At 77.3% G+C, this 20312-nt stretch carries 19 protein-coding genes and 2 pseudogenes; 12 read left to right on the forward strand and 9 right to left on the reverse strand.

Features of this window, described 5'->3' with window-relative positions; genetic code table 11:
• Positions 1-126 precede the first annotated feature (126 nt).
• Entirely contained in the window at positions 127-2865 is a 2739-nt protein-coding gene (locus tag D0Z06_RS14145) for a helix-turn-helix transcriptional regulator (RefSeq protein ID WP_147332054.1), read from the reverse strand.
• A gap of 470 nt (positions 2866-3335) precedes the next feature.
• Between D0Z06_RS14145 and D0Z06_RS14150 the strand changes: the two genes are divergently transcribed.
• Entirely contained in the window at positions 3336-4175 is an 840-nt protein-coding gene (locus D0Z06_RS14150) for a nuclear transport factor 2 family protein (RefSeq protein WP_117378092.1), read from the forward strand.
• Here the strand turns inward: D0Z06_RS14150 and D0Z06_RS14155 are convergent.
• Positions 4136-4711 carry a cupin domain-containing protein gene (locus tag D0Z06_RS14155; RefSeq protein ID WP_117378093.1) on the reverse strand — a complete coding sequence of 192 codons (576 nt, stop codon included), beginning with the start codon at positions 4709-4711 and terminating at the stop codon, positions 4136-4138. The two genes, D0Z06_RS14150 and D0Z06_RS14155, sit on opposite strands and share 40 nt — an antisense overlap.
• Before the next feature lie 295 nt (positions 4712-5006).
• Here D0Z06_RS14155 and D0Z06_RS14160 point away from each other — a divergent pair, with 295 nt between their 5' ends.
• Both D0Z06_RS14160 and D0Z06_RS27265 read left to right on the forward strand, forming a co-directional pair.
• The gene (locus D0Z06_RS14160) at positions 5007-5825 is read left to right on the forward strand and encodes an alpha/beta fold hydrolase (protein ID WP_117378094.1); all 819 of its coding nucleotides are present in this window, start codon (positions 5007-5009) and stop codon (positions 5823-5825) included.
• A gap of 222 nt (positions 5826-6047) precedes the next feature.
• A pseudogene (locus D0Z06_RS27265) lies at positions 6048-7412 on the forward strand (alkyl/aryl-sulfatase); the annotation flags it as partial.
• A 109-nt stretch (positions 7413-7521) separates the two neighbouring features.
• On the opposite strand, the gene D0Z06_RS27270 reads toward D0Z06_RS27265, so the two are convergent.
• Entirely contained in the window at positions 7522-7725 is a 204-nt protein-coding gene (locus D0Z06_RS27270; RefSeq protein ID WP_458339534.1) for a hypothetical protein, read from the reverse strand.
• 305 nt (positions 7726-8030) lie between these two features.
• Here D0Z06_RS27270 and D0Z06_RS27275 point away from each other — a divergent pair.
• A pseudogene (locus D0Z06_RS27275) lies at positions 8031-8549 on the forward strand (class I SAM-dependent methyltransferase); the annotation flags it as partial.
• 16 nt (positions 8550-8565) lie between these two features.
• Here the strand turns inward: D0Z06_RS27275 and D0Z06_RS14180 are convergent.
• Positions 8566-9486, reverse strand: coding sequence for an EamA family transporter (locus tag D0Z06_RS14180; protein WP_117378095.1), 921 nt, complete (start codon positions 9484-9486; stop codon positions 8566-8568).
• Between the two features lie 140 nt (positions 9487-9626).
• Here D0Z06_RS14180 and D0Z06_RS14185 point away from each other — a divergent pair, with 140 nt between their 5' ends.
• The 7 genes from D0Z06_RS14185 to D0Z06_RS14215 are packed head-to-tail and all read left to right on the forward strand — an operon-like array spanning position 9627 to position 15327.
• Positions 9627-10568, forward strand: a complete 942-nt coding sequence (locus D0Z06_RS14185; protein WP_233517676.1) for a patatin-like phospholipase family protein — start codon at positions 9627-9629, stop codon at positions 10566-10568.
• A gap of 1 nt (position 10569) precedes the next feature.
• A complete protein-coding gene (locus tag D0Z06_RS14190; RefSeq protein WP_117378096.1) occupies positions 10570-11628 on the forward strand; it encodes a 1-acyl-sn-glycerol-3-phosphate acyltransferase in 1059 nt (352 codons plus the stop codon).
• A 31-nt stretch (positions 11629-11659) separates the two neighbouring features.
• Positions 11660-12154, forward strand: coding sequence for a DUF2975 domain-containing protein (locus tag D0Z06_RS14195; RefSeq protein ID WP_117378097.1), 495 nt, complete (start codon positions 11660-11662; stop codon positions 12152-12154).
• Positions 12154-12423, forward strand: coding sequence for a helix-turn-helix domain-containing protein (locus D0Z06_RS14200; RefSeq protein WP_233517677.1), 270 nt, complete (start codon positions 12154-12156; stop codon positions 12421-12423). The genes D0Z06_RS14195 and D0Z06_RS14200 overlap by 1 nt, the downstream gene beginning before the upstream one ends.
• Entirely contained in the window at positions 12420-13361 is a 942-nt protein-coding gene (locus tag D0Z06_RS14205; protein WP_117378098.1) for an ATP-binding cassette domain-containing protein, read from the forward strand. The genes D0Z06_RS14200 and D0Z06_RS14205 overlap by 4 nt, the downstream gene beginning before the upstream one ends.
• Complete coding sequence (locus D0Z06_RS14210; RefSeq protein WP_117378099.1) at positions 13358-14155, forward strand: hypothetical protein; 798 nt, start codon at positions 13358-13360, stop codon at positions 14153-14155. The genes D0Z06_RS14205 and D0Z06_RS14210 overlap by 4 nt, the downstream gene beginning before the upstream one ends.
• On the forward strand, positions 14152-15327 hold the full coding sequence (locus D0Z06_RS14215) for an NAD(P)/FAD-dependent oxidoreductase (protein ID WP_117378100.1): 1176 nt from the start codon (positions 14152-14154) through the stop codon (positions 15325-15327). Before D0Z06_RS14210 ends, D0Z06_RS14215 begins: the two co-directional genes overlap by 4 nt.
• Positions 15328-15470: 143 nt before the next feature.
• Here D0Z06_RS14215 and D0Z06_RS25410 read toward each other — a convergent pair whose 3' ends face one another.
• Positions 15471-15644: a hypothetical protein gene (locus D0Z06_RS25410; protein ID WP_158579992.1), complete on the reverse strand. Its 174-nt coding sequence runs from the start codon at positions 15642-15644 to the stop codon at positions 15471-15473.
• Between the two features lie 232 nt (positions 15645-15876).
• Between D0Z06_RS25410 and D0Z06_RS25105 the strand changes: the two genes are divergently transcribed.
• The gene (locus D0Z06_RS25105) at positions 15877-16527 is read left to right on the forward strand and encodes a hypothetical protein (protein ID WP_147332055.1); all 651 of its coding nucleotides are present in this window, start codon (positions 15877-15879) and stop codon (positions 16525-16527) included.
• Here D0Z06_RS25105 and D0Z06_RS14225 read toward each other — a convergent pair.
• The 4 genes from D0Z06_RS14225 to D0Z06_RS14240 are packed head-to-tail and all read right to left on the reverse strand — an operon-like array spanning position 16439 to position 19884.
• Positions 16439-17287: an ABC transporter permease gene (locus tag D0Z06_RS14225; RefSeq protein ID WP_117378102.1), complete on the reverse strand. Its 849-nt coding sequence runs from the start codon at positions 17285-17287 to the stop codon at positions 16439-16441. The two genes, D0Z06_RS25105 and D0Z06_RS14225, sit on opposite strands and share 89 nt — an antisense overlap.
• Entirely contained in the window at positions 17284-18315 is a 1032-nt protein-coding gene (locus tag D0Z06_RS14230; protein ID WP_233517678.1) for an ABC transporter ATP-binding protein, read from the reverse strand. The genes D0Z06_RS14225 and D0Z06_RS14230 overlap by 4 nt, the downstream gene beginning before the upstream one ends.
• Positions 18316-18317: 2 nt before the next feature.
• A complete protein-coding gene (locus D0Z06_RS14235; protein ID WP_117378103.1) occupies positions 18318-19382 on the reverse strand; it encodes a hypothetical protein in 1065 nt (354 codons plus the stop codon).
• The gene (locus D0Z06_RS14240; protein ID WP_199522321.1) at positions 19366-19884 is read right to left on the reverse strand and encodes a sigma-70 family RNA polymerase sigma factor; all 519 of its coding nucleotides are present in this window, start codon (positions 19882-19884) and stop codon (positions 19366-19368) included. Before D0Z06_RS14240 ends, D0Z06_RS14235 begins: the two co-directional genes overlap by 17 nt.
• Positions 19885-20312: the final 428 nt, after the last annotated feature.

Here is a 20312-nt window from a genome sequence, read left to right on the forward strand (position 1 = left end):
CGCATCCAGCGGATGCCCTTCTGCGCGGACGATTTGGGCCTTAGACAAGCCACATCGTTCCTGCTCAGAGGGGCATTCGTGCTTTCCGACGCGCAGTCACACGCCTATCCGACGGTGGATCGAGGCTCAGTCCAGCCGGTGTGCCGCGAGCTCCGCCCGTGAGCTGATGCCCAGCTTGGTGAAGACGTTGCGCAGGTGGAAGTCGACGGTGCGCGGGCTGAGGAACAGCTGCGCGGCCACGGCACGCGTGGGCAACCCGGTGGCCACGAACCGCGCCACCTGGAGTTCCTGCGGGGTGAGGCGCAGCACCGCGGACGGGTCGCGCCGGTGGCTGGCCTCGCCGCAGGCCCGCAGTTCCGATCGGGCTCGCTCGGCCCAGGGCGCAGCGCCGAGCCCTTCGAAGAGGTCGAGCGCCGCCGCGAGGTGAGCGCGCGCCTGAACGCGCCTGCGCGAGCGGCGCAGGAACTCACCGTAGGCCAGCAGCGTGCGCCCGCGATCGAAGGGACGGCGGGAGCCCTCGTGCCGGCGCAGCGCCTCGGCGAACAGCTCGGCGGCAACCGCGCCCTCGGACAGCACGGCTCGGCAGTGCGCCGCCATGGCCTCGGCCCAGGGCGCGTGGGTGGCCGCGGCGAACTCCTCGGCGTCCGCCGACCACCGCTGGGCGCGTTCGCGGTGGTCCGCCCGGGCGGCGGCCTGCACGCGGTCCGCGGTGGCCATCGCGGCGACCACCGGGTGGTCGATGCCGTCGACGAGCACGAACGCCGAGACCGGCCGCGCCGCGGCGAGCTTCTCCGTGGCCCCCGCCCACCGGATGACCTGCAGCATGGGCTGCCGGTAGACCCCCAACGGGTGCCGCTCGGCCAGGGCACCGGCCCGAGCGGCGTAGCGGCGGGAGCCGTCGAGGTCGCCCCGCAACGAGCTCAGCAGCGTGAGCCAGGCCAGCGGTAGCGCGGCCAGCTCGGGGTCGCCCATGCTGTCGGCCAGGCGCAGCGCCTCGGACGCTCCCGCCGCTGCCGCCGTCCAGTGGCCGTGCAGGAGCTCGGCGTGGATCAGCCGGGGAAGGGCGAACAGCAGGTCCGCGGCCGCGCCGTCCGCCCGGGCGCGGGCCGCCTCCCTGGTGGTCAGCCGCAGCGCCGCATCGTCGTCGGCGATGTAGTGCGCGTTCTGGGCCGCCGCCGCGAGCAGGTCCCTGTCCCCGAGCCGCTCGGCGGCCGTCACCGCCCCCGCGATCAGCGGGACGGACTCCCGCGGCCGTCCCTCGAGGAAGGCGAGGAAGCCGGTGAGCAGATCGGCCAGCAGACGGTCACGGTCGTCCCGCGCGGGAGCGAGGCCGGTCATGACCCGTCTGATCTCGACGCCCACACCCTCGTCGGCGGACAGCCACGCCGACTCCGCGGCGGCGGCCAGCATGGCACGGGCCCGTGAGCTGTCCCTCGAGGCCACGGCGCCGGCTGCGTCGACGAGGATCCGGTGCGCCGTCGCAGGGGAGCCGATGGTGAACTCGAGCCACCCGCGGAGCCGGTCGACGTCGGTCCGGAGGATGACGTCCGGGGCCAGCGGTCGGGCGACGAGGAGCAGCTTGGCCGCTTCCCCGAGGTGTCCGGCGTTCCAGGCGTTCCCGGCGGCCGAGACCAGGCGACGGCAGCGATCGCGGACGTCCGAGCTGAGGTCAGCGGCCCGGACGAGCGCGGCCGTGGCGGCCTCGAACCCGCCCCGATCGCACGCTCGGGCCGCTGCCTGCTCGAGGTCCGCCGCGACCGCCTCCTCCGGCTCCAGGGCCGCCGCCGCCGCATGCCACGCCTGACGGTCGGCATCGCCGACCGTCCCCGACGCACTGGCCAGCGCCCGGTGGGCCTCCCGTCTCCGGAGGGTGGTGGCGGCCTGGTAGACGACCGATCGGACCAGCGGGTGGCGGAAGCCGATGATCCCCTCCCGGACGACGACCAGCCCGCTGGTCTCGGCGGCCTCGAGCGCGTCGTCGGGGAGGCCGAGCACGCGCGCGGCCGTCGTCAGCCGGGCCAGGTCGCCGCTGTCCTCGGCCGCGACGAGGAGCAGCAGCGAGCGCGCGTCGTCCGGTAGACGCTGGACGCGGTCCGCGAAGACGCACCCCACGTCGCTCGGCAGGGGGAGGGGGGACGGCAGCGGGGCCAGGCCCGCCAGCTGCTCCGCGGTCAGGACCGACGGGAGCTCGCTGAGCACGAGGGGGTTGCCCTCGGTCCGGTGCACGAGCTGTTCGCAGACCCCGGGGTCCACGTGGGTCGCGGCCCGCTCCGCCAGCAGGGCAGCGGCCGCGTCGACGTCCAGACCGCCGACCTGCAGCTCCGGCAGGTCGGCGGCGGGAAGGGAGCGCGGATCCGGGTCCCGGACCGCGAGGAGCACGGCGACCGGGTCGGCGCCGAGCCGACGGGCGACGAACAGCATCGCGCTGGCCGACGCGTGGTCGAGCCAGTGCGCGTCGTCCACGACGCAGACGACCGGCGACTGCTCGGCCGCCGAGCCCAGGAGACCCAGGACCGCCAGCGCGACGAGGAACCGCTCGGAGGGCCCGGCGTTCGACGGGCCGTCCTCGAGTCCGAGCGCCGTGGCCAGTGCCCGTCGCTGAGGGGTGGCCAGCACGGGCAGGTGGTCGAGCACCGGGTGCAGGAGCTGGTGCAGACCCGCGAAGGGCAGCTCCGCCTCGGACTCCACCCCCCGCGCCCGCAGCACCTGGAGGTCCCCGGCCCCCTCCACCGCCAGCTCCAGCAGGGTCGACTTGCCCACCCCGGCCGGTCCGCGCACGACGAGGACGCCGCTGCGCCCGTGACGGGGCGCGGCCAGCACAGAAGCGATGACCGCCTGCTCCGCGCGTCGGCCGTGTACCGGCACGCGACGGACTGGCACCGTCACCTCTGGGAGCGTGGCAGCTACCGGCCCTCCGGGGAACCGGATCGGCTCTCGCCCGGGTGACCGGGATCGGTGTCGTGGTGCTCACCGGCACCGTGCGGCCTGCCCCGCGGCGCTCACCGGTGACGGTGCGGTGGAAGGAGTCGGTGTGCGGCGCGTCGTCGCACGCCGGTGTCCCGACGAGTCCGGGCGGAGGGAGCCCACCGGTCGGGAGCGGCTGGTCGCGACGGCCCAGCGGGCCGGTGACCCGACCGCCGCCCACGCGGCGATCTCCGCGCGGGAGCGGACGCCGAGCCGTACGAGGATCTGCCCGACGTGGCGTTCCGCGGCTGTCCACCTTGGCCCCGCGCGGGACGTCCTCCGCCGCGCGCGACCTCGCTGCACCGCGGCAGGTCCGGCTCACGGGAGGCCGGAGCCGGTGGAGAGCCGCGGTGGTGTGGCACCGTGCTCGGGTGCCCTGGATCCCGGAGCTGTTCTCCGCCCCCGTCCTGGAGCGCGTACGGGCGGAGGGGCGGCGCGAGCGGCTGCCCGCCGTCCCCTACTTCGCCGGCGTGATGGCCGGCGAGACCGACGCGCTGATCGGGTCGTTCGCCGGCGAGCCCGAGCTGCACCACCCGGTCCGCGGCCGGGTCAAGGGCACCCGTGCCTTCGCGCGGTTCGTGGCCGGGACGAACGCGTGGCTGGCCGAGCGCAACGCCGCCGTCGAGGCCGTGGACCTGGTCGTCGGTGACACGCGCACCGTGGAGGAGGTCGTCCTGCGCCTGGACACAGACCCGGGCCGGGTCGAGCTGCCCGTGGCGATCGTCGCCGACCGCGACGAGGAGGCGCGCCTGGTCGAGATCCGCGTCTACTTCAGCACGTGGCCGTTGACCGGCGGGCACGCCGTCCGCCCGCCGTTGCTTCAGCCCGACCCGGACGTGCACGAGGCCGACGTCGTCGGGGACTACCAGCGCGCGCTCGCCGCCGGCGACGTCGAGGCCGCGGTGGCCGCCTTCGAGCCCGACGGCTGGGTGCGGGAGCCCGCCGGCGGGGAGCACGTCCACCGTGGCCACGACGCCTTGCGCTCCTTGTACGGGTCGTTCTTCTCCAACGGCGGTGGGATCCCGCTGGAGCACTGCACCGCGACCGATGACGGGCGCGCCTGCGCCCTGGAGTACAACGTCGTCCGCTGGGGGCGCACGGACCTGCCGCCGGAGGCCGGGGTCGCCGTGTACGTCCGGGGCGGGAGCGGCAGGCTGGCCGTCGCACGCATCTACGACGACTCGGACCCGCCCGTGCCCCCGCGCGGCTGAGGGGCGGGACGCCGCAGCGGGCCCCCGGGCGGCTGCGGCACGACGCCGTAGCGCTCGGCGAGAGCCGCCACCCGGTCCCAGTGGAACGTCACGCCGTACCGGGCGTGGTGGGCCGCCAGGGCCTCCCGCCGCTCGGTCTCGCCCATCGCGGGATCGGCCAGGATCGCGCCGACCTCGTCGTAGTAGCGGGCGAACGTCGCCGGCACGTGCACCTCCATCACCCGTGCGGGCTCCGTGCCGGAGTTCCAGACGGCGTGCGGCACCCCGCGCGGCTTGAGCACGTAGCTGCCGGCCGCAGCTGCGACGACGTGCTCGCCGACCTGGAAGGTCGCCTGCCCGGAGACGACGTAGGAGCACTCGTCCTCGCGGGTGTGGGTGTGCGGCGGGAGGAGCTCACCGGGGGAGATCCGCCCCTCCACGACCAGCAGGCGACCGTCGAAGCTGCCGGCGTCGACCTTGCGGACCATGTCGAGCCCGTGCACGCGCGCGCCCTCGCCGGGCCGGACGATGACGGGGCTGCCGGGGTCCTCGCCCATCGTTCCTCCTGCCCCGGGCTCGTCCCGCTGCCGGCGGGGTCGGTGCGGGGCGGTCACCCGCCCCGCCGGTGACCGCGCAGTCTCCCGGACGGCCGGTGGTCACGGGGGCGGCGACGCCGCGCGGTCACACGGCCACGAGGCGGTCGCCAGGGCCACGAGCGCGTCGACCGCGTCGGGTGGCGGTGAAGGCGGTCGGCCGCGGGGGGACGGCGCTGTCGGGTGCGCGGGCCGATGAGTGCGCGGGCCGGGCCGGGTCACCACTGGCGACCACCCCCACCTGTGGAGGAGAGCGGGCATGACCGAGCACGTGACCACGTCGGCCGGCGACACCGTCGGCTACGACCGCCGGGGGGAGGGCCCCGCCGTCGTCTTCGTCGCCGGGGCCGGACCCTTCCGCGCGATCGACCCCCGGACCACCGAGACCGCCGAGATCCTGGCCGACCGCGGGTTCAGCACCGTCGTCCACGACCGGGTGGGCCGGGCCGACAGCTTCCGCGAGGGGCGGATGGGTCTGGCCGACGAGCTGGCGGCGGTGGCGGCGGTGATCGAGGTCGCCGGGGGCCGGGCGGTGCTGTGCGGCCACTCCTCCGGCTGCGCCATCGCGCTGCGCGCCGCGCACGTGGGCCTGCCGGTCGACGGGCTGGTGCTCTTCGAGGCCCCGCTCGACCCCGTGTCCCCGGGGGTGCGGGAGTGGACCGCGGAGCTGTACCGGCTGCTCGACGCGGGCGACCGGGGAGGCGCCGTCGCGCACTACATGGCCGACATCCCGCTCGACGTGCTGCAGGGCCTGCGGGACTCCCCGCTGTGGGGACCGTTCGTCCGCCACGCGGAGAGCCTGCGCGCCGACGCCGAGGCCCTGGAGCGGGCGATGTCCGCGCCGCACGCCGAGCTCTTCGGGGACCTGCACGTGCCCACGCTGCTCGTCGTGGGCGAGGAGACCCTCGAGGAGATGCCGGCCGCGGCCGCCTCGCTCGCGGCGGCGCTGCCGGATGCCACACGGGCCGAGGTCGCCGGCTCGGAGCACAGCTGGGAGCCGAGGGCCATGGCCGACCTGCTGGCGCGCTTCACCGGTGACCGGCGGAGCTCCGTCTCGCCGGGCCTCGCGCGCCGCTGAGGACGGTCCGGCCGGGACCGGCGCGGTCCTCATCCGCGGCGGACGAGGCGCGCGGGCGGCCGCCGCCCCGTGACTGGCGGCGGCCAGGGCGGCCGGGGCCCCGCTGCTCCCCGGGCCGGGACGGCCTCGGCAGCCGACGAGGGGGTTCGGATGGGCACCGAGCAGAAGGCCGCGTCGGCGACGATCGTCGCCCAGCACGAGCAGCTGGCGAAGTCGCTGCCGATGCACGACCGGCAGGACTTCGCCGACGCGCGGCGCGGGTTCCTCGCCGCCCTGGAACCGGGGGTCGTGCGTGCCGACGGCCGCGTCGTGTGGGACGGCGACTCGTACGCCTTCCTCACCGGGGACGCGCCGCCGACGGTGAACCCGAGCCTGTGGCGCCAGTCGACGCTCTGCGCGGTCCAGGGGCTGTTCGAGGTGGTGCCCGGCATCTACCAGGTGCGCGGGCTGGACCTGTCGAACGTCTCCTTCATCGAGGGCGACCGCGGGGTGGTCGTGCTCGACCCGCTCCTCTCCGCCGAGACCGCCGCCGCGGCGCTCGGGCTCTACCGCCGGCACCGCGGTGACCGGCCGGTGACCGGGGTGGTCTACACGCACAGCCACGCCGACCACTTCGGCGGCGTCCGCGGCGTCGTGGCGCAGGAGGACGTCGACGCATGCCGGGTGCCGGTCCTGGCTCCCGAGGGGTTCGTGGCGCACGCGGTGAGCGAGAACGTGCTCGCCGGGACGGCGATGGGCCGGCGGGCCGGCTACATGTACGGCGCCGCGCTGCCCCGCGGCCCGCGGGGCCAGGTGGGCGCCGGGCTGGGCCAGACCACGTCGACCGGCAGCTTCGGTCTGATCCCGCCGACGGTCGAGGTGACGACGACCGGGCAGGAGGAGGTCGTCGACGGCGTGCGCATGGTGTTCCAGATGGCGCCCGGCAGCGAGGCGCCGGCCGAGATGCACGTCCACTTCCCGCAGCGGCACGCCCTGTGCATCGCGGAGAACGCCATCCACGTGCTGCACAACGTCCTCACCATCCGGGGCGCGCAGGTGCGCGACGCGCACGCCTGGGCCGGCTACCTCACCGAGGCGGTCGACCTGTTCGGCGCCGATCTGGACGTGGTCTTCGCCTCCCACCACTGGCCCACCTGGGGCCGGGAGCGGGCCGTGGAGTTCCTGGCCCTGCAGCGCGACCTGTACGCCTACCTGCACGACCAGACCGTGCGCATGCTCAACCAGGGCCTGACCGGGGCCGAGATCGCCGAGGCCGTGGTGCTGCCGCCGGCGCTGGAGGACGCCTGGCACGCGCGCGGCTACTACGGCTCGGTCAGCCACAACGTCAAGGCGATCTACCAGCGCTACCTGGGCTGGTACGACGGCAACCCGGCGCACCTGTGGCCGCACCCGCCGGCGGCGGCCGCGCGCCGCTACGTCGTCTTCATGGGCGGCGCGGACGCCGTCGTGGCCAAGGCCCGGGACTCCTCGGCGGCCGGGGACCTCCGCTGGACGGCCGAGGTGCTGAACCACGTCGTGTTCGCCGAGCCGGCCCACCGGGCCGCCCGGGAGCTGCTCGCTGACACCTACGAGCAGCTCGGCTACGGCGCGGAGAACGGCACCTGGCGCTGCGCCTACCTCTCCGGCGCCCACGAGCTGCGCCACGGCGGCTTCGGCACGCCCGCGAGCACGGTGTCCCCGGACGTGCTGGCCCAGCTCACGACGCGCCCGCCCCGGACTTCGCCGTCGTCACCCCCTGCCCGGCCCTCGGGCGTCCGGGGGGAGGACCCGGGCGAGCACGTCCTGCGGCTGCAGGCCGGCCGGTCCGGAGCGGCGCGCGGCCTCGAGGAACTGCGGCGTGGTGGCGGCCAGGCACGCTGCTGCCGACGGCGAAGGCCTGGGACCGGGTGGCGACGCCCATCTCGCCGGTGTCGCGGTCGCGGGCGACGATCGAGCAGGTCACCCGGCACGGCCTGGCCCTGGCCCGGCGGCCGACACGCCGCGGTCTCCGGCCGCCCGGGGCCGCTGCGCTTTGCCGGACCGGCAAGGCCGCGGTGCCCCTCCCGCGGGCGGGAGGCGATGCTGCCCCGCATGACGGAGACCCCACCCGGCCCTGGTCCCGGCGGCCCTGGTCCCGGCGGCGTCGAGGCCGCGGAGTGGGACGAGCGGTACGCCGGGGCGCCGCAGGTCTGGAGCGGCCGGCCCAACGGCGCCCTGGTGGCGGAGGCGGCCGGGCTCGAACCCGGCCGGGCGCTCGACGTGGGCTGCGGCGAGGGGGCCGACGCGGTGTGGCTGGCCGGGCGCGGCTGGCGGGTGACCGCGATCGACGTCTCGCGGGTGGCGCTCGAGCGCGCGGCGCGCCACGCCCGGGAGGTAGGTGCCGACGTGGCCTGGCAGCGCGCCGGCCTGCTCGACGCCGATCTCCCGCCGGCCGCCTTCGACCTGGTCTCCGCCCAGTACCCCGCGCTGCGGACCACCCCCGGCAGGGACGCCGAGCGCGCGCTGCTGGCCGCGGTCGCCCCCGGGGGCACGCTGCTCGTCGTCCACCACGCCGATGTGGACGCCGAGCAGGCCCGCGCCGCCGGCTTCGACCCGGCCGACTACGTCGGCCCGGCGGACGTCGCCCGGCTGCTCGACGCGGGTTGGCTGGTCGAGGTCGACGAGCGGCGGCCCCGGCACGTGGCCTCCGGCGCAGGCGCGCACCACACCGCCGACCTCGTGCTGCGGGCCCGCCGGCTGCGCTGAGGCAGGCGCCCGGCGGTCAGACCGCCCCCGTCCGGGGACGCCGGGCGGGGGAGCGGGCGGCACCGATGCTGGCTGAGACGACCAGCCCGACCGCGAACAGCTGCACCGGGGTGAGGACCTGGCCGAGCACGAGCAGCCCGGCCAGCGCCGCCGCGGCCGGTTCCAGGCTCATCAGCACCCCGAACACCCGGCTGGGCAGGGCCCGCAGCGCGGTGAGCTCGAGGGCGTAGGGCACCACCGAGGAGAGCAGCGCGACGGTCAGGCCGACGAGCAGCACGTCGGGCCGCACCAGCGCCGGTCCGGCCGCGGTCAGCCCCACCGGCAGCACGAGCACCGCGGCGGCCGCGCTGGCCAGGGCCAGCCCGTCGAGGCCGGTCGACCGCCGGCCGGTCTCGGCCGACAGCAGGATGTAGCCCGCCCAGCAGACCCCCGCGCCCAGGGCGAGGACGACGCCGGCCGGGTCCAGCCCGGTCAGCGAGCCGTACCCGAGCAGGAACACGCCGGCGGCGGCCATGAGCACCCAGCCGAGGTGCTGCAGCCGGCGCGAGAGCACCGCGGCCAGGCCCAGCGGCCCCAGGAACTCCACGGTGACCGCCGCGCCGATCGGCATCCGCGCGAGCGCCTCGTAGAACAGCCCGTTCATCGCGGCGAGCGAGAGCCCGAAGGCCGCGATCACGGCCCAGTCGGCGCGCGAACGGCCCCGCAGCCGCGGGCGGACCACCAGCAGCAGCACCAGCGCCGCGCCGCACAGCCGCAGGGTGACCATGCCGGCCGGACCGGCCCGGTCGAACATCGTCGCGGCCAGCGCGCCGCCGAACTGGACCGAGAGGATGCCGCCGAGCACCATGCCGACCGCCCCGCCCCTCCCGGGGGTGGCCCAGCGGCGCGGCGCGGGGGCGCGGCCGGTGCCGGCGGGAGCCGGTGGCGGGGTGCTCATGGCGGGGCGGTCCCGGGGGTGCTCGGGGGAGGGGTGGACGCCGTCGACGCTAGGCGCCGCCCCCCGGCGGCGGGCACGCGGTCCCCGCCGCCGAGCCGGCGGGCGACGCAGCCGGTGCACCCGGCTGGCAGGATCCGGCCATGGACCCGGCCATGGACCCGGCCACGGATGCGGCCACGGACGCGGCGGCGGACCCGGCGGCCGACGCCGCCGGGCGGGGTGGCACGGCGTTCGTCCTCGGCGGCGGGGGAGTCCTGGGCGCCGCCGAGGTCGGGATGCTGCGGGCGCTGTTCGAGCGGGGCATCCGCCCGGACCTCGTCGTCGGCACGTCGGTGGGGGCCATCAACGGCGCGCTCGTCGCCGCGGACCCGGCACCGGCCGCGGTGGACCGGCTGCGGGGGGTGTGGGAGGACCTCGCCTCCGCCGGCGTCTTCGCCGGGTCGGTGCTCACCCGCGCGCGCACCCTCGTGCGGACCCGGACGCACCTGCACCCGCGGGAACCGCTGCGGGACCTGCTGGCGGCCCACCTGCCGGTGCGGACCTTCGCCGAGCTGGCGGTCCCGTTCCAGTGCGTCGCGGCCAGCATCGAGCGGGCTGCCGAGCGCTGGTTCACCGAGGGCGCGTTGCTGGACGCGGTGCTCGCCTCCTGCGCGGTCCCCGGGCTGCTGCCCCCGGTGGAGCTCGGCGGCGAGCACTACCTGGACGGAGGGCTGGTGCACAGCATCCCGGTCGGCCGCGCGGTCACCCTGGGCGCCGACCGGGTCTTCGTGCTCCACGTCGGGCGGATCGACCGGCCCCTGCGCCCGCCCGCCCGGCCGTGGGAGGTGGCCCAGGTCGCCTTCGAGATCGCCCGGCGGCACCGCTTCGCCGCCGACCTGGCCGCCCTGCCGCCCGGCGTCACGGTGCACGTGCTGCCCTCCGGCGAGCGGGCCGCCGCATCCGCCGGCGACCTGAGGGACCTGCGCTACCGGGACTTCTCCCGCGTGCCCGAGCGGATCGACCGGGCCTACGAAGCTGCTGCCGGGTACCTGGCCGAGGCCGGGGACGCCGGCGGCGCCCCCTCCGGCGACCGGGAGGTCTGACGTGCTGCCACCCCGCCGCGTCCGCCGGGTCACCGGCCCGGTGCTGGTCGGCGCGCTGGTCGCCGGCGTCCTCGCGCTGCCGGTCCTCGTGCCGGTGGCGGCGGTGGCCTCGGTGTGGCTGCCGGGGCGCTGGTACGCGCTGCGGCTGCTGTTCCTGGCGCTGGTCTACCTGGCCCTGCAGGTGCTCGGCCTCGCCGCCGCGGCGGTGCTGTGGGTGCTCGCCGGCCTCGGCCGCCGGCTGGACACCCGCGCCTCCCGGGCCGCGCACTACACCGTGCTGCGCCTGCTGCTCGACGCGCTGATGCGGGTGGCGCAGCGGCTGTTCGCCCTGCGGCTGGTCACCGACGGCGAGTCCTGGTCACCGCTGGACGACGGGCTGCCGGGGTCGACGAACGCGATGGTGGTGCTCTCCCGCCACGCGGGCCCGGGTGACTCGTTCCTGCTGGTGCACACGCTGATGAACCGCGACCACCTGCGCCAGCCGCGGATCGTGCTCAAGGACGTGCTGCAGCTCGACCCGCTCCTCGACGTCTACCTCAACCGGCTGCCCAACCACTTCGTCACCGCGCGGCCGGTGGAGGGGTACAGCTCCACCGACGCGATCGCCGAGCTGGCCCGCGACCTGGGCGAGGAGGACGCCCTGCTGATCTTCCCCGAGGGGGCGAACTTCACCCCGGCGCGGCGCGTCCGGGCCATCGAGCGGCTGCGCGGCCGCGGTCTGGCCGCCGCGGTCCGCCGGGCCGAGGGGATGCGCCACGTGCTGCCGCCCCGCCCGGCCGGGGTGGCCGCCGCGCTGGGGGCGGCCCCGCACGCCGACGTCGTCCTCGTGGCACACACCGGCCTGGAGCACCTCGCCACCGTCCGGGACCTGTGGCGGGGCCTGCCCGTGGACAAGACCCTCCACCTGCGCTGGTGGTTCGTCCCGGCCGCCGAGGTGCCCCGCGGCGAGGCCGAGCAGACCGACTGGCTCTACCACTGGTGGGAGACCATCGACGCCTGGATCGAGACCACCCGGCAGCAGGAGGCGGCGGGCGGGGGTGGACTCCGCGCGTCCTATTGACAGTCGATAGCCGCCTATCGAAACTCGATGCATGTCCCAGGTGCGCCGGGCCGTCGGCCCGCTCCGGATCCTGCTCGTGGTCGTCTTCGCGGCCCTCGTCGCCGCCCAGGTCCTCGCGCTGCCCGCGGTGCTGCCCGACCTCGCCGACCCCTCGCTGGAGCAGTCGTTCATGCGGTGGGCGATGCTCGCGGTCTCGGTGCTCGGGCTGCTGTGCGTGCAGGTCGTCATCGTCTGCACCTGGCAGCTGCTGACCCTGGTCGAGCACGACCGCATCTTCAGCGCGAGCTCCCGGCCGTGGGTCGACGCGATCGTGGCGGCCATCGCCCTCGGCTGGGCCATGCTGCTGGGCGCCTTCGTGTGCAGCTACTACTTCATCGTCGACGAGGTCAGCGACGACCCCGTGCTGCCCGCCCTGCTGCTGGTGCTGCTGCTGGTGGGGGCCGTCGTGGGGCTGCTCATGGTGGTCATGCGCGCCCTGCTGATGCAGGCCACGACGCTGCGGGCCGACCTGGACGCGGTCATCTGATGCCCATCGTGGTGCGCATCGACGTGCAGCTGGCCCGGCGCAAGATGAGCGTGGGGGAGTTCGCCGAGCGGGTCGGGCTCACGCCGGCCAACGTGGCCGTGCTGAAGAACGGCCGGGCCAAGGCGGTCCGCTTCAGCACCCTCGAGGCCATGTGCCGGGTGCTGGACTGCCAGCCCGGCGACCTGCTCGAGTGGGTGCCCGGCGGGCACGCGGACGGCACGGGGGGCGACCCGGCCGCGCCGCACGCCCTCGACGGGGCGCGCCGGTGATCGAGGTCCGCGGCCTGACCAAGCGCTACGGCGACGTCCTCGCCGTCGACGACCTGACCTTCGACGTCGAGCCCGGGAAGGTCACCGGCTTCCTCGGCCCGAACGGGGCGGGCAAGTCCACCACGATGCGGATGGTCCTCGGCCTGGACCGGCCCACGTCGGGGCGGGCGCTGGTCGAGGGGCGGCCGTACGCGGCCCTCGCCGAGCCGCTGCGCGCGGTGGGTGCCCTCCTCGACCCCGGCGCCGTGCACCCGGGGCGCACCGGCCGCAGCCACCTGCGCGTGGCCGCCCGCACCAACGGCGTCCCGCAGCGCCGGGTGGACGAGGTGATCGAGCTGGCCGGGCTCGGCCGGGCGGCCCGCCGCCGGATCCGGGGCTACTCGCTGGGCATGCGCCAGCGCCTCGGCATCGCCGCGGCCCTGCTCGGCGACCCCCGCGTGCTGCTGTTCGACGAGCCGGTCAACGGGCTCGACCTCGACGGCGTGCGCTGGATCCGGGCGCTGCTGCGCCGGCTGGCCGACGAGGGCCGCACCGTGCTGGTCTCCAGCCACTTGCTCAGCGAGATGCAGCAGACCGCCGACCGCCTCGTGGTCATCGGCCGCGGCCGGCTGATCGCCGACGCCACGACGGAGGACATCCTGCGGGGGCTGGGCACCGCCCGGGTGCGGGTGCGGACGTCGCGGGCCGACGAGCTGGCCGCCGTCCTCCGCCGGCACGGCGCCACGGTCGAGCGCACCGGCGCCGCCGAGCTGGAGGTGGGCGGCAGCAGCGCCGAGGAGGTGGGCGAGCTGGCCAACGCCGCCCGCGTCCCGCTGTCCCACCTCTCCGCGGTGGCCCGGTCGCTGGAGGACGCCTACCTGGCCCTCACCGGCAGCAGCGTGGAGTTCCCCGGCGGCCGCACCGAGCCGGCCGGGACGGCGACGGGGGTGACCCCGTGACCGCGCCGGTGACCGCCCCGGCCGGGCCCGGCCGCGACGTCCCCGCCGTGCGCGTGCTCGCCCGCACCGGCGCCGCCGAGTGGACCCGGCTGTGGACGGTGCGGGCGACCTGGTGGTTCCTGCTCGCCGCGGCCCTGGTGTGGATCGGCATCGGCGCGCTGGCCGGCCTGGAGTCGGCCGGGGACGCGGCGCAGGGCGACCCGGCGTGGGTGGTGGCCTCCGTCGCCGCGATGCCGGCCCAGTTCCTCCTCCTGGTGCTCGCGCTCACGGCGGTCACCGGCGACCACGCCACCGGCGGCATCGTGCCGACGCTGCAGTGGACCCCGCGGCGCACCGTCCTGTTCGCCGCGCGCACCCTCGTCCCGGTGGCCGTGACGACGACCCTGGCCGTGCTGCTGGCGCTGGCCTCGGCCGGCACGGCGTGGGTCGCGGCCCGCCCGGTCCTGGGCCTGCCCGCCGGCGAGGGGGTCGAGGTGCTGGCCACGGTCGCCCTCGTCGTCGCGGCGGGCAGCGCCCTGGCCGTCGGGCTGGGTTTCCTGCTGCGCAGCACGGCCGGTGCCCTGATCGCGGTGGTCCTGCTCATGCTGGTCCTGCCGCTGTTCCTCCCGCAGTTCCCCTACGACTGGACCGCCGCGCTCGCGGAGGTCCTGCCCGGGTCCGGGGCGGCGTTCCTGCTGCTCGGCGAGGTGCCCGGGATGACGCAGGCCTCGGCGGTGGGTGCCCTGCTCGCCTGGGCCGGTGGCGCGCTCCTGCTGGGCTGGCTGCGGCTGGCCCGGGACGACGCGAACCGGTGACCGCCGCCGAGGTCCCCGCCGACGTCCCCGCCGAGGTCGCCGCCGAGGTCGCCGCCGATGTCCTGGTCGTGGGGGCCGGGCTGGCCGGGCTGCACACCGCCACGCTGCTGGCCCGGCACGGCCACGACGTGCTGCTGGCCGAGCGGCGCACCGGCCTCGGCGGCGCGGTCCGCACCACGGGGATCTTCGTCCGGAAGACCCTCGACGACTTCCCGCTCCCGGCCGAGCACCTGGGGCCGCCGATCCGGCGGGTGGTGCTCCACCCGCCGGGACGCGGCCGCCCGGTGACGCTGGACAGCGCCCGCGACGAGTACCGGGTGGGCGACATGGCGCCGCTGTACCGGGCAGCGGGTCGCGCCGCGGCCGATGCCGGTGTCCGGGTCGCGCTGGGCACCCGCTACACCGGCCGGCGGGACGGCGCGCACGTCCTCGTCGGCCCGGGTGGGCCGCTCCGGGTGCGGGCGCGGTTCGTCGTCGGTGCGGACGGCGCCCGCTCCCGGGTCGCCCGCGACCTCGGCCTGGACCGCAACCGCGCGCTGCTGGTCGGCGCCGAGGAGGTGTTCGCCGTCCCGGCCGGCGGGCGGCCGCCGGTCTTCCACTGCGTGCTCGACCCCTCGCTGGCCCCCGCTTACCTGGCCTGGGTGGTCGACGACGGCCGGCACGCCCACGTCGGCGTGGCCGGCTACCCCGACCGCTTCCCCGACGGCCTGCGCGGCGCCCTCGAGCGGTTCCGGGCCACGGCTCCCGGGCTGGCGCCCGGCCTGCCCCGGGCCGCCCGCCCGGCCGAGGTCGAGCGGCGCGGCGGCCCGATCCCGGTCGGCGGGCTGCTGCGCCGGATCAGCTGCGCGGACGGGCTCCTGGTCGGGGACGCGGCCGGTGCCGTCTCCCCGCTGACCGCCGGCGGGCTCGACCCCTGCCTGCGGCTGTCGGAGCACGCCGCCGCCGTGCTCGACGAGGCCCTCCGCACCGGCCGGGCCGAGCGGCTGTCGGCCTACGACGGTGCCGCGCTGCGGGCCGGGTTCCGGGGTCGCCTCCTGCTGCGCCGGGGGCTGGCGCAGGTGCGCACGCCGGCGGTGGCCGCGGCGGCCTTCGCCCTGCTGCGCACGCCTCCCGGACGGGCCGCCGCCCGCCGCGTCCTCTTCGGCGACCGCTCCTTCCCGAACCCCCGGTGAGGCTTCCGCGGCTGTCCGCCGTCGCGGGTGCCCGACCACTGCCCGGTAGCGCCGTTATCCCCAACACAGCCGCCGAAAGAGCCGGCCGGCGTGGCAGGAGGGGGGAGCACCGGCGGCGGCGACGGGGTGGACGCCGCCGCGGCTCAGGGTGCGCCCAGCAGCCACGCCAGGACGACGAGGGCCATCAGGACCCCCGCGGTGAGGGCGAGAGCCCCGACCGCGAAGGCGAGGCTGTACCCGTCGTCGTCCGGGGTGGCCGGGTCGGGGAGCCCGGGCGGGTCGGGCGGGTCGGGCTGCCGCACGTCGAGCGTGCTCATCGCAGGACCTCCTCGGCCGAGCGCACCGGTGCCGGCAGCCTGCCGGGAGAGGGTGGCCGCCGGCCTCGTCCGCCGCGGACGAGAGGTCGCCGCGCCCGCGGGGGCCGAGGGCCGTCCGCTCCCGGGAGGTCGGAACCGCGGGAATCCTCTCGATCGTCGTAGTTCCACGGGTGCGATGGACGCGCGACCGGCCGCAGAGGAACGGGGCGCACGGCTCCCCGGGGTGCCCCGCGTGAAGACGGCCGTGCCGCGGCTGGCCCCGGGGTACGTCCCGCGCCCCCGGTTGCTGGGGGCGCTCGCGGCGGCCACCGCCGGGCAGGTCGTGGTGGTCTCCGCGCCGGCCGGCTACGGCAAGACCCTGCTGCTGGCCGACTGGGTGGGGCGCGGTCCGGGCGCGACGGCGTGGGTCTCCCTGGACGAGGACGACGACGACGACCAGCGGCTGTGGTCGACCGTCCTCACCGCCCTGACCGGCTGCGCCGCCGTTCCCGCCGGCTCGTCGCTCGCCCGGCTGGCCGTGCCCGCCCACCCGGGGCGGGACTCCCGCTTCCTCGCCGCGGCCGTCAACGCCGTCGACCTCCTGGCCGTCCCGCTGCGCCTGGTCCTCGACGACGTCCACGTGCTCACCGCGGCCGGTCCGCGGCACGGGCTGGCCGCGCTGGTCCGCGACCCACGTCCGCGCCATCTACGGCAAGCTCGGCGTGAACACCCGGCGCGACGCGGTGCACCGGGCCCGCCGGCAGGGCATCCTCGCCGTCGCCCCGCTGGACGACGGCGACGCCTGAACCCGGCGGTCAGAGGTCGCGGCGCCGGAAGGCCATGGCCGCCAGCCCGAGGACGACCACCACCCACAGCGCGGCCCAGGCCAGGTAGGTCGCGGTGAGCGGGGCCTCGCCGAGGAAGGGGAAGCCCTCGAAGCCGGGGCCCAGCTGGGTGAGCAGGGTCGGGTCCTGGAAGGCGTGCATGGCCCCGCGCCACAGGCCGTCGGTCGGCAGGAGCATCCGGGAGACGGTCCCGACCCGGGCCACGCCCTCGTTGCCCAGCGACGCGCCGATCCCGCCGACGACGCCGGCGATCCAGGTGGCCCCGAACAGGCCCACCGCCACGACGCCGGAGGCCATGGGGGAGATGACGGTGGCCAGCAGCAGGCCCAGGGTGAGCAGCACGGCCGTCTGCCCGGCGAGCAGCGCCAGGCCGGTCACCGGCTGCGGTGGCCAGTAGCCGACGGTGACCTGCACGACGAGGAACTGCGCGAGCCCGGCCAGCACGACGAAGCCGCTGCCGAAGGCGACCAGCCCCAGCCACTTGCCGACCAGCACCGCCGAGCGCCGGACCGGCCGCGCCAGCATCGCCAGCGCCGTCCCCGACTCGACCTCACCGGCCAGGGTCGGCCCGGCGAGGAACGCCGTGCCCAGCGCCGCGATCAGGCTGAACCCGAACATGACCAGGTTGAGCACCGTGGCGGCGGCGAAGCGCGCCTCGCCGGTGGTGAGCCCGCCGAACTCGGTGGAGATCCGCGAGAAGCCCCAGGCCGACAGGGCCAGCAGCACGACCGTCAGCCCGGCCAGCGCGCGCAGCACCTTGCGGCGGGCCGCCTCGCGCAGCGTGAGCCCGGCGACGGTCAGGACCACCCGCGCGCTCACCGCCGCTCCCCGTCCCGCAGGATGCCCAGCAGCCGCTCCTCCAGGCTGATCCGGGCGGGCTCGACCGCGTGCACGCGCACCCCGTGGCCGACCAGGTCGGCCACGAGGTCGGGCACCCCCGCCGCCTCGTCGTCGTCGGGCAGGGCGACGCTGAACCAGTCCCCGCTGCGGGTCAGGCGGCCGGCGGCGGCCAGCCGCTGCTCGGCCGCCGCGCCCACGCCCTCCAGGTGCAGCCGCAGCTCGCGCGCGCCGAGCAGCTCCGCGAGCGTGCCCGAGGCGGCGACGCGGCCCTTGTCCAGGATCACCACCCGGTCGCAGACCCGCTCGACCTCGCCGATGAGGTGCGAGTTGAGCAGCACCGCCACGCCGCTGTCCCGGAGGGAGAGGACGACGTCCCGGACGTCGGCGCGGCCGAGCGGGTCCAGCGCGCTGGTCGGCTCGTCGAGGACGACGAGCTCCGGGCGGGCCACCAGCGCCACGGCCAGGCCGAGGCGCTGCTGCATGCCCTTGGAGAAGCCGCCCACCCGGTCGCCGGCGCGCTCGGCGAGCCCGACGAGGGCCAGGCGGTCCCGCTGCTCGGCGGCGGGCACCGCCGTGCCGGAGAGCCGGACGTGCAGGGCGAGCACCTCGGCCGCGGTGAGCCACGGCTGGTACCGGAAGAGCTCGGGCAGGTAGCCGACGCGGGCCCGGGCCTGCGGGTCCTGTCCCGGGCGGCCGAGGAGCAGCACCTCCCCGGCGTCGGGCCGGACCAGGCCCAGCAGCATCTTGATGACGCTGGTCTTGCCGGCCCCGTTCGGCCCGAGCAGCCCCAGGACCTCGCCGCGGCCCACGGTGAAGGACACGCCGTCGACCGCGGTCCGCCGTCCGTACCGCTTGCGCAGGCCCGAGCACCACACCGCCGCGGACGGCGGGAGGTCGGCCAGCAGCTGCCGCGCGCTGTCGAGGCCCGCGGTGTCGAGGCCCGCGGTGTCGGGGCGTGCGGTGCCGGGGGAGGGGCCGCCCGGGCGGGCGGCGGGGCCGGCGGCCACCGCTAGCGCAGCCCGCGGGCCACGGCCAGCACCTCGTCGGCGCTCAGCGACCCGGCGACCGCGGTCACCACGCCGTCCTCGACCCACACCACGCCGGCCAGCACGCCGTCCCGCGAGGTGAGCACCGTGGCCGGCAGCCCGTCGACGTCCGCGTCGGCGCTGGTCACGAAGTCGGCCGGCACCGGGAGGGGCAGCGTCGTCCCGTCCGCGGTGAAGGACCGCAGCTGGGCGGCCAGGTCGTCGGGCAGGCCGGGCAGCGAGAGGACGTAGTCGCGGGCGGTCTCGAAGGGGATCCCCGACGAGTCGGCGGTGGGCGCCACCGCTCGGCCCACGACCAGGGCCGGCAGGCCGCTCGCGCCCGGCCACACGGCGGCCACCCCGGGGCCGGCGGTCAGCCGGAAGCGGCTGCCGTCCAGCCCGGGCGGCGGGGGCGGCAGCGTCCCGCCGGACGCCTGCGCCGCCTGCTCGGCGGAGAAGGTGAACACCACGCTCAGCGGGCCGCCGGCCTGGTACACCGGGGTCCCGGTCACGCCGCCGGGCAGCTGCTCGACCTGCGGGACGGCGAGCCCGGTGGCGGCCTCCGCGGCGGCGGCGTCGGCCACCTCGCGGACGTCGGGCTCCTCGAGCACCTCGACCTCGCCGAAGGCGGAGAGGTCGGGCAGCGCCACCAGGTCCGCCTCGGTGATCGCGACCGGGGCGACCTGCTCGGTCCGGAAGACCTGGAGCCAGTCGGCGGCGGCCGCGGCGCCGGCCCCGGTGAGCAGGGCCACCAGCCCGACGACGGCGACCACCGGGCTGCGCAGCAGGGCGCGGCGGCGGGGGGCCGGGGCGCGTGCCGGCCGGCGCCCGTCGGCGGCGACCGCGTGCGACAGCCGGCGCCACCCGGTGTCGACGTCGACGGCCGGGGCGGCGGCCAGCGCCGCGCCGGTGGCTGCGGCGTCCTCGCGGGCGGCGGCCAGCCCGGACAGGCAGACGGGGCAGCCGGCGACGTGCTCGCGGTCGGCGTCGGCGACACCGGCCGGCTCGTCCAGGAGACGGCGCAGCGTGCCGTCAGTGGGATGACGCATGACGGTTCAACTCCTCGCGCAGGGCGGACTCGGCGCGTCGGACGGTGGTGCCGACACTGCCGGGGGACAGATCGAGGGCGGCGGCGACCTCGGCGTAGGACAGGCCGCTGTGCCGGAGGACGAGCGCGACGGCCTGCCGGCGGGGGAGCCGCCCCAGCGCCGCCCGCACGCGGCGGCGCTCGTCGAGGGTCACGACCGCGTCGGCCACGTCCGGGGCGACGGCCTCGCCGTCGCCGGCGGCCTCCTCGCGGGCGGCGCGGCGGCGGTCGGACCGCAGGTGGTTCAGCGCGGTGTGGGCGGCGGCCACGGACAGCCACCCGCCGGCCTCGCCGGCCGGGACCGCGGACCGGGCGAAGGCCAGGAAGACCTCCTGGGCGACGTCCTCCGCCGCGTCCCGGGTGCCGAGCACGCGGGCGGCGACGGCGACGACCCGCGGGTAGGCGGTGCGGAAGACCTGTTCGAGGTCGGCCCGGACGGCTCCGCCCCCCCGAGGAGTCGCCACGGCTCCGCCGTCCTCCCGCTCCACTCGCCCGGCCGCCGCGCCGCGCCCGCCCGGGGACAGGATGCGCGGTGCGGCGGCGGGTGCGGTCGCCCCGCGCCATGCGATGTCCACGTCTCCTGAGCACCGCCGGCGGCCGGGATGTGACACGGGCTGCCACGGCCCGGGGAGCGGTCCCGCCCGGAGGCGAGCCGACCGCCTCCCCGGGCCGGGCCACCGCGCCGGCCGCGCCACGCCCCACCGCGCCGGCGCGGGCGGAGCCCCGTACACCCGGCTCCACCGTTATCCCCAACACAGTGCCACCGTGAGGTGGCCGACGGCCCGGTGACGGGGAACCGAGCGCAGCGACGCGGGGAATCCTCCGGCCGCGCGGTCGGCGGGGCGCGGTGGTGACCCTCCCGGCCGGCCGGCGGCGCCGCACGCGGTCACCC

This window comes from Geodermatophilus marinus, from assembly GCF_003428645.1.
In the GTDB taxonomy this organism is placed as follows: Bacteria; Actinomycetota; Actinomycetes; order Mycobacteriales; family Geodermatophilaceae; genus Geodermatophilus.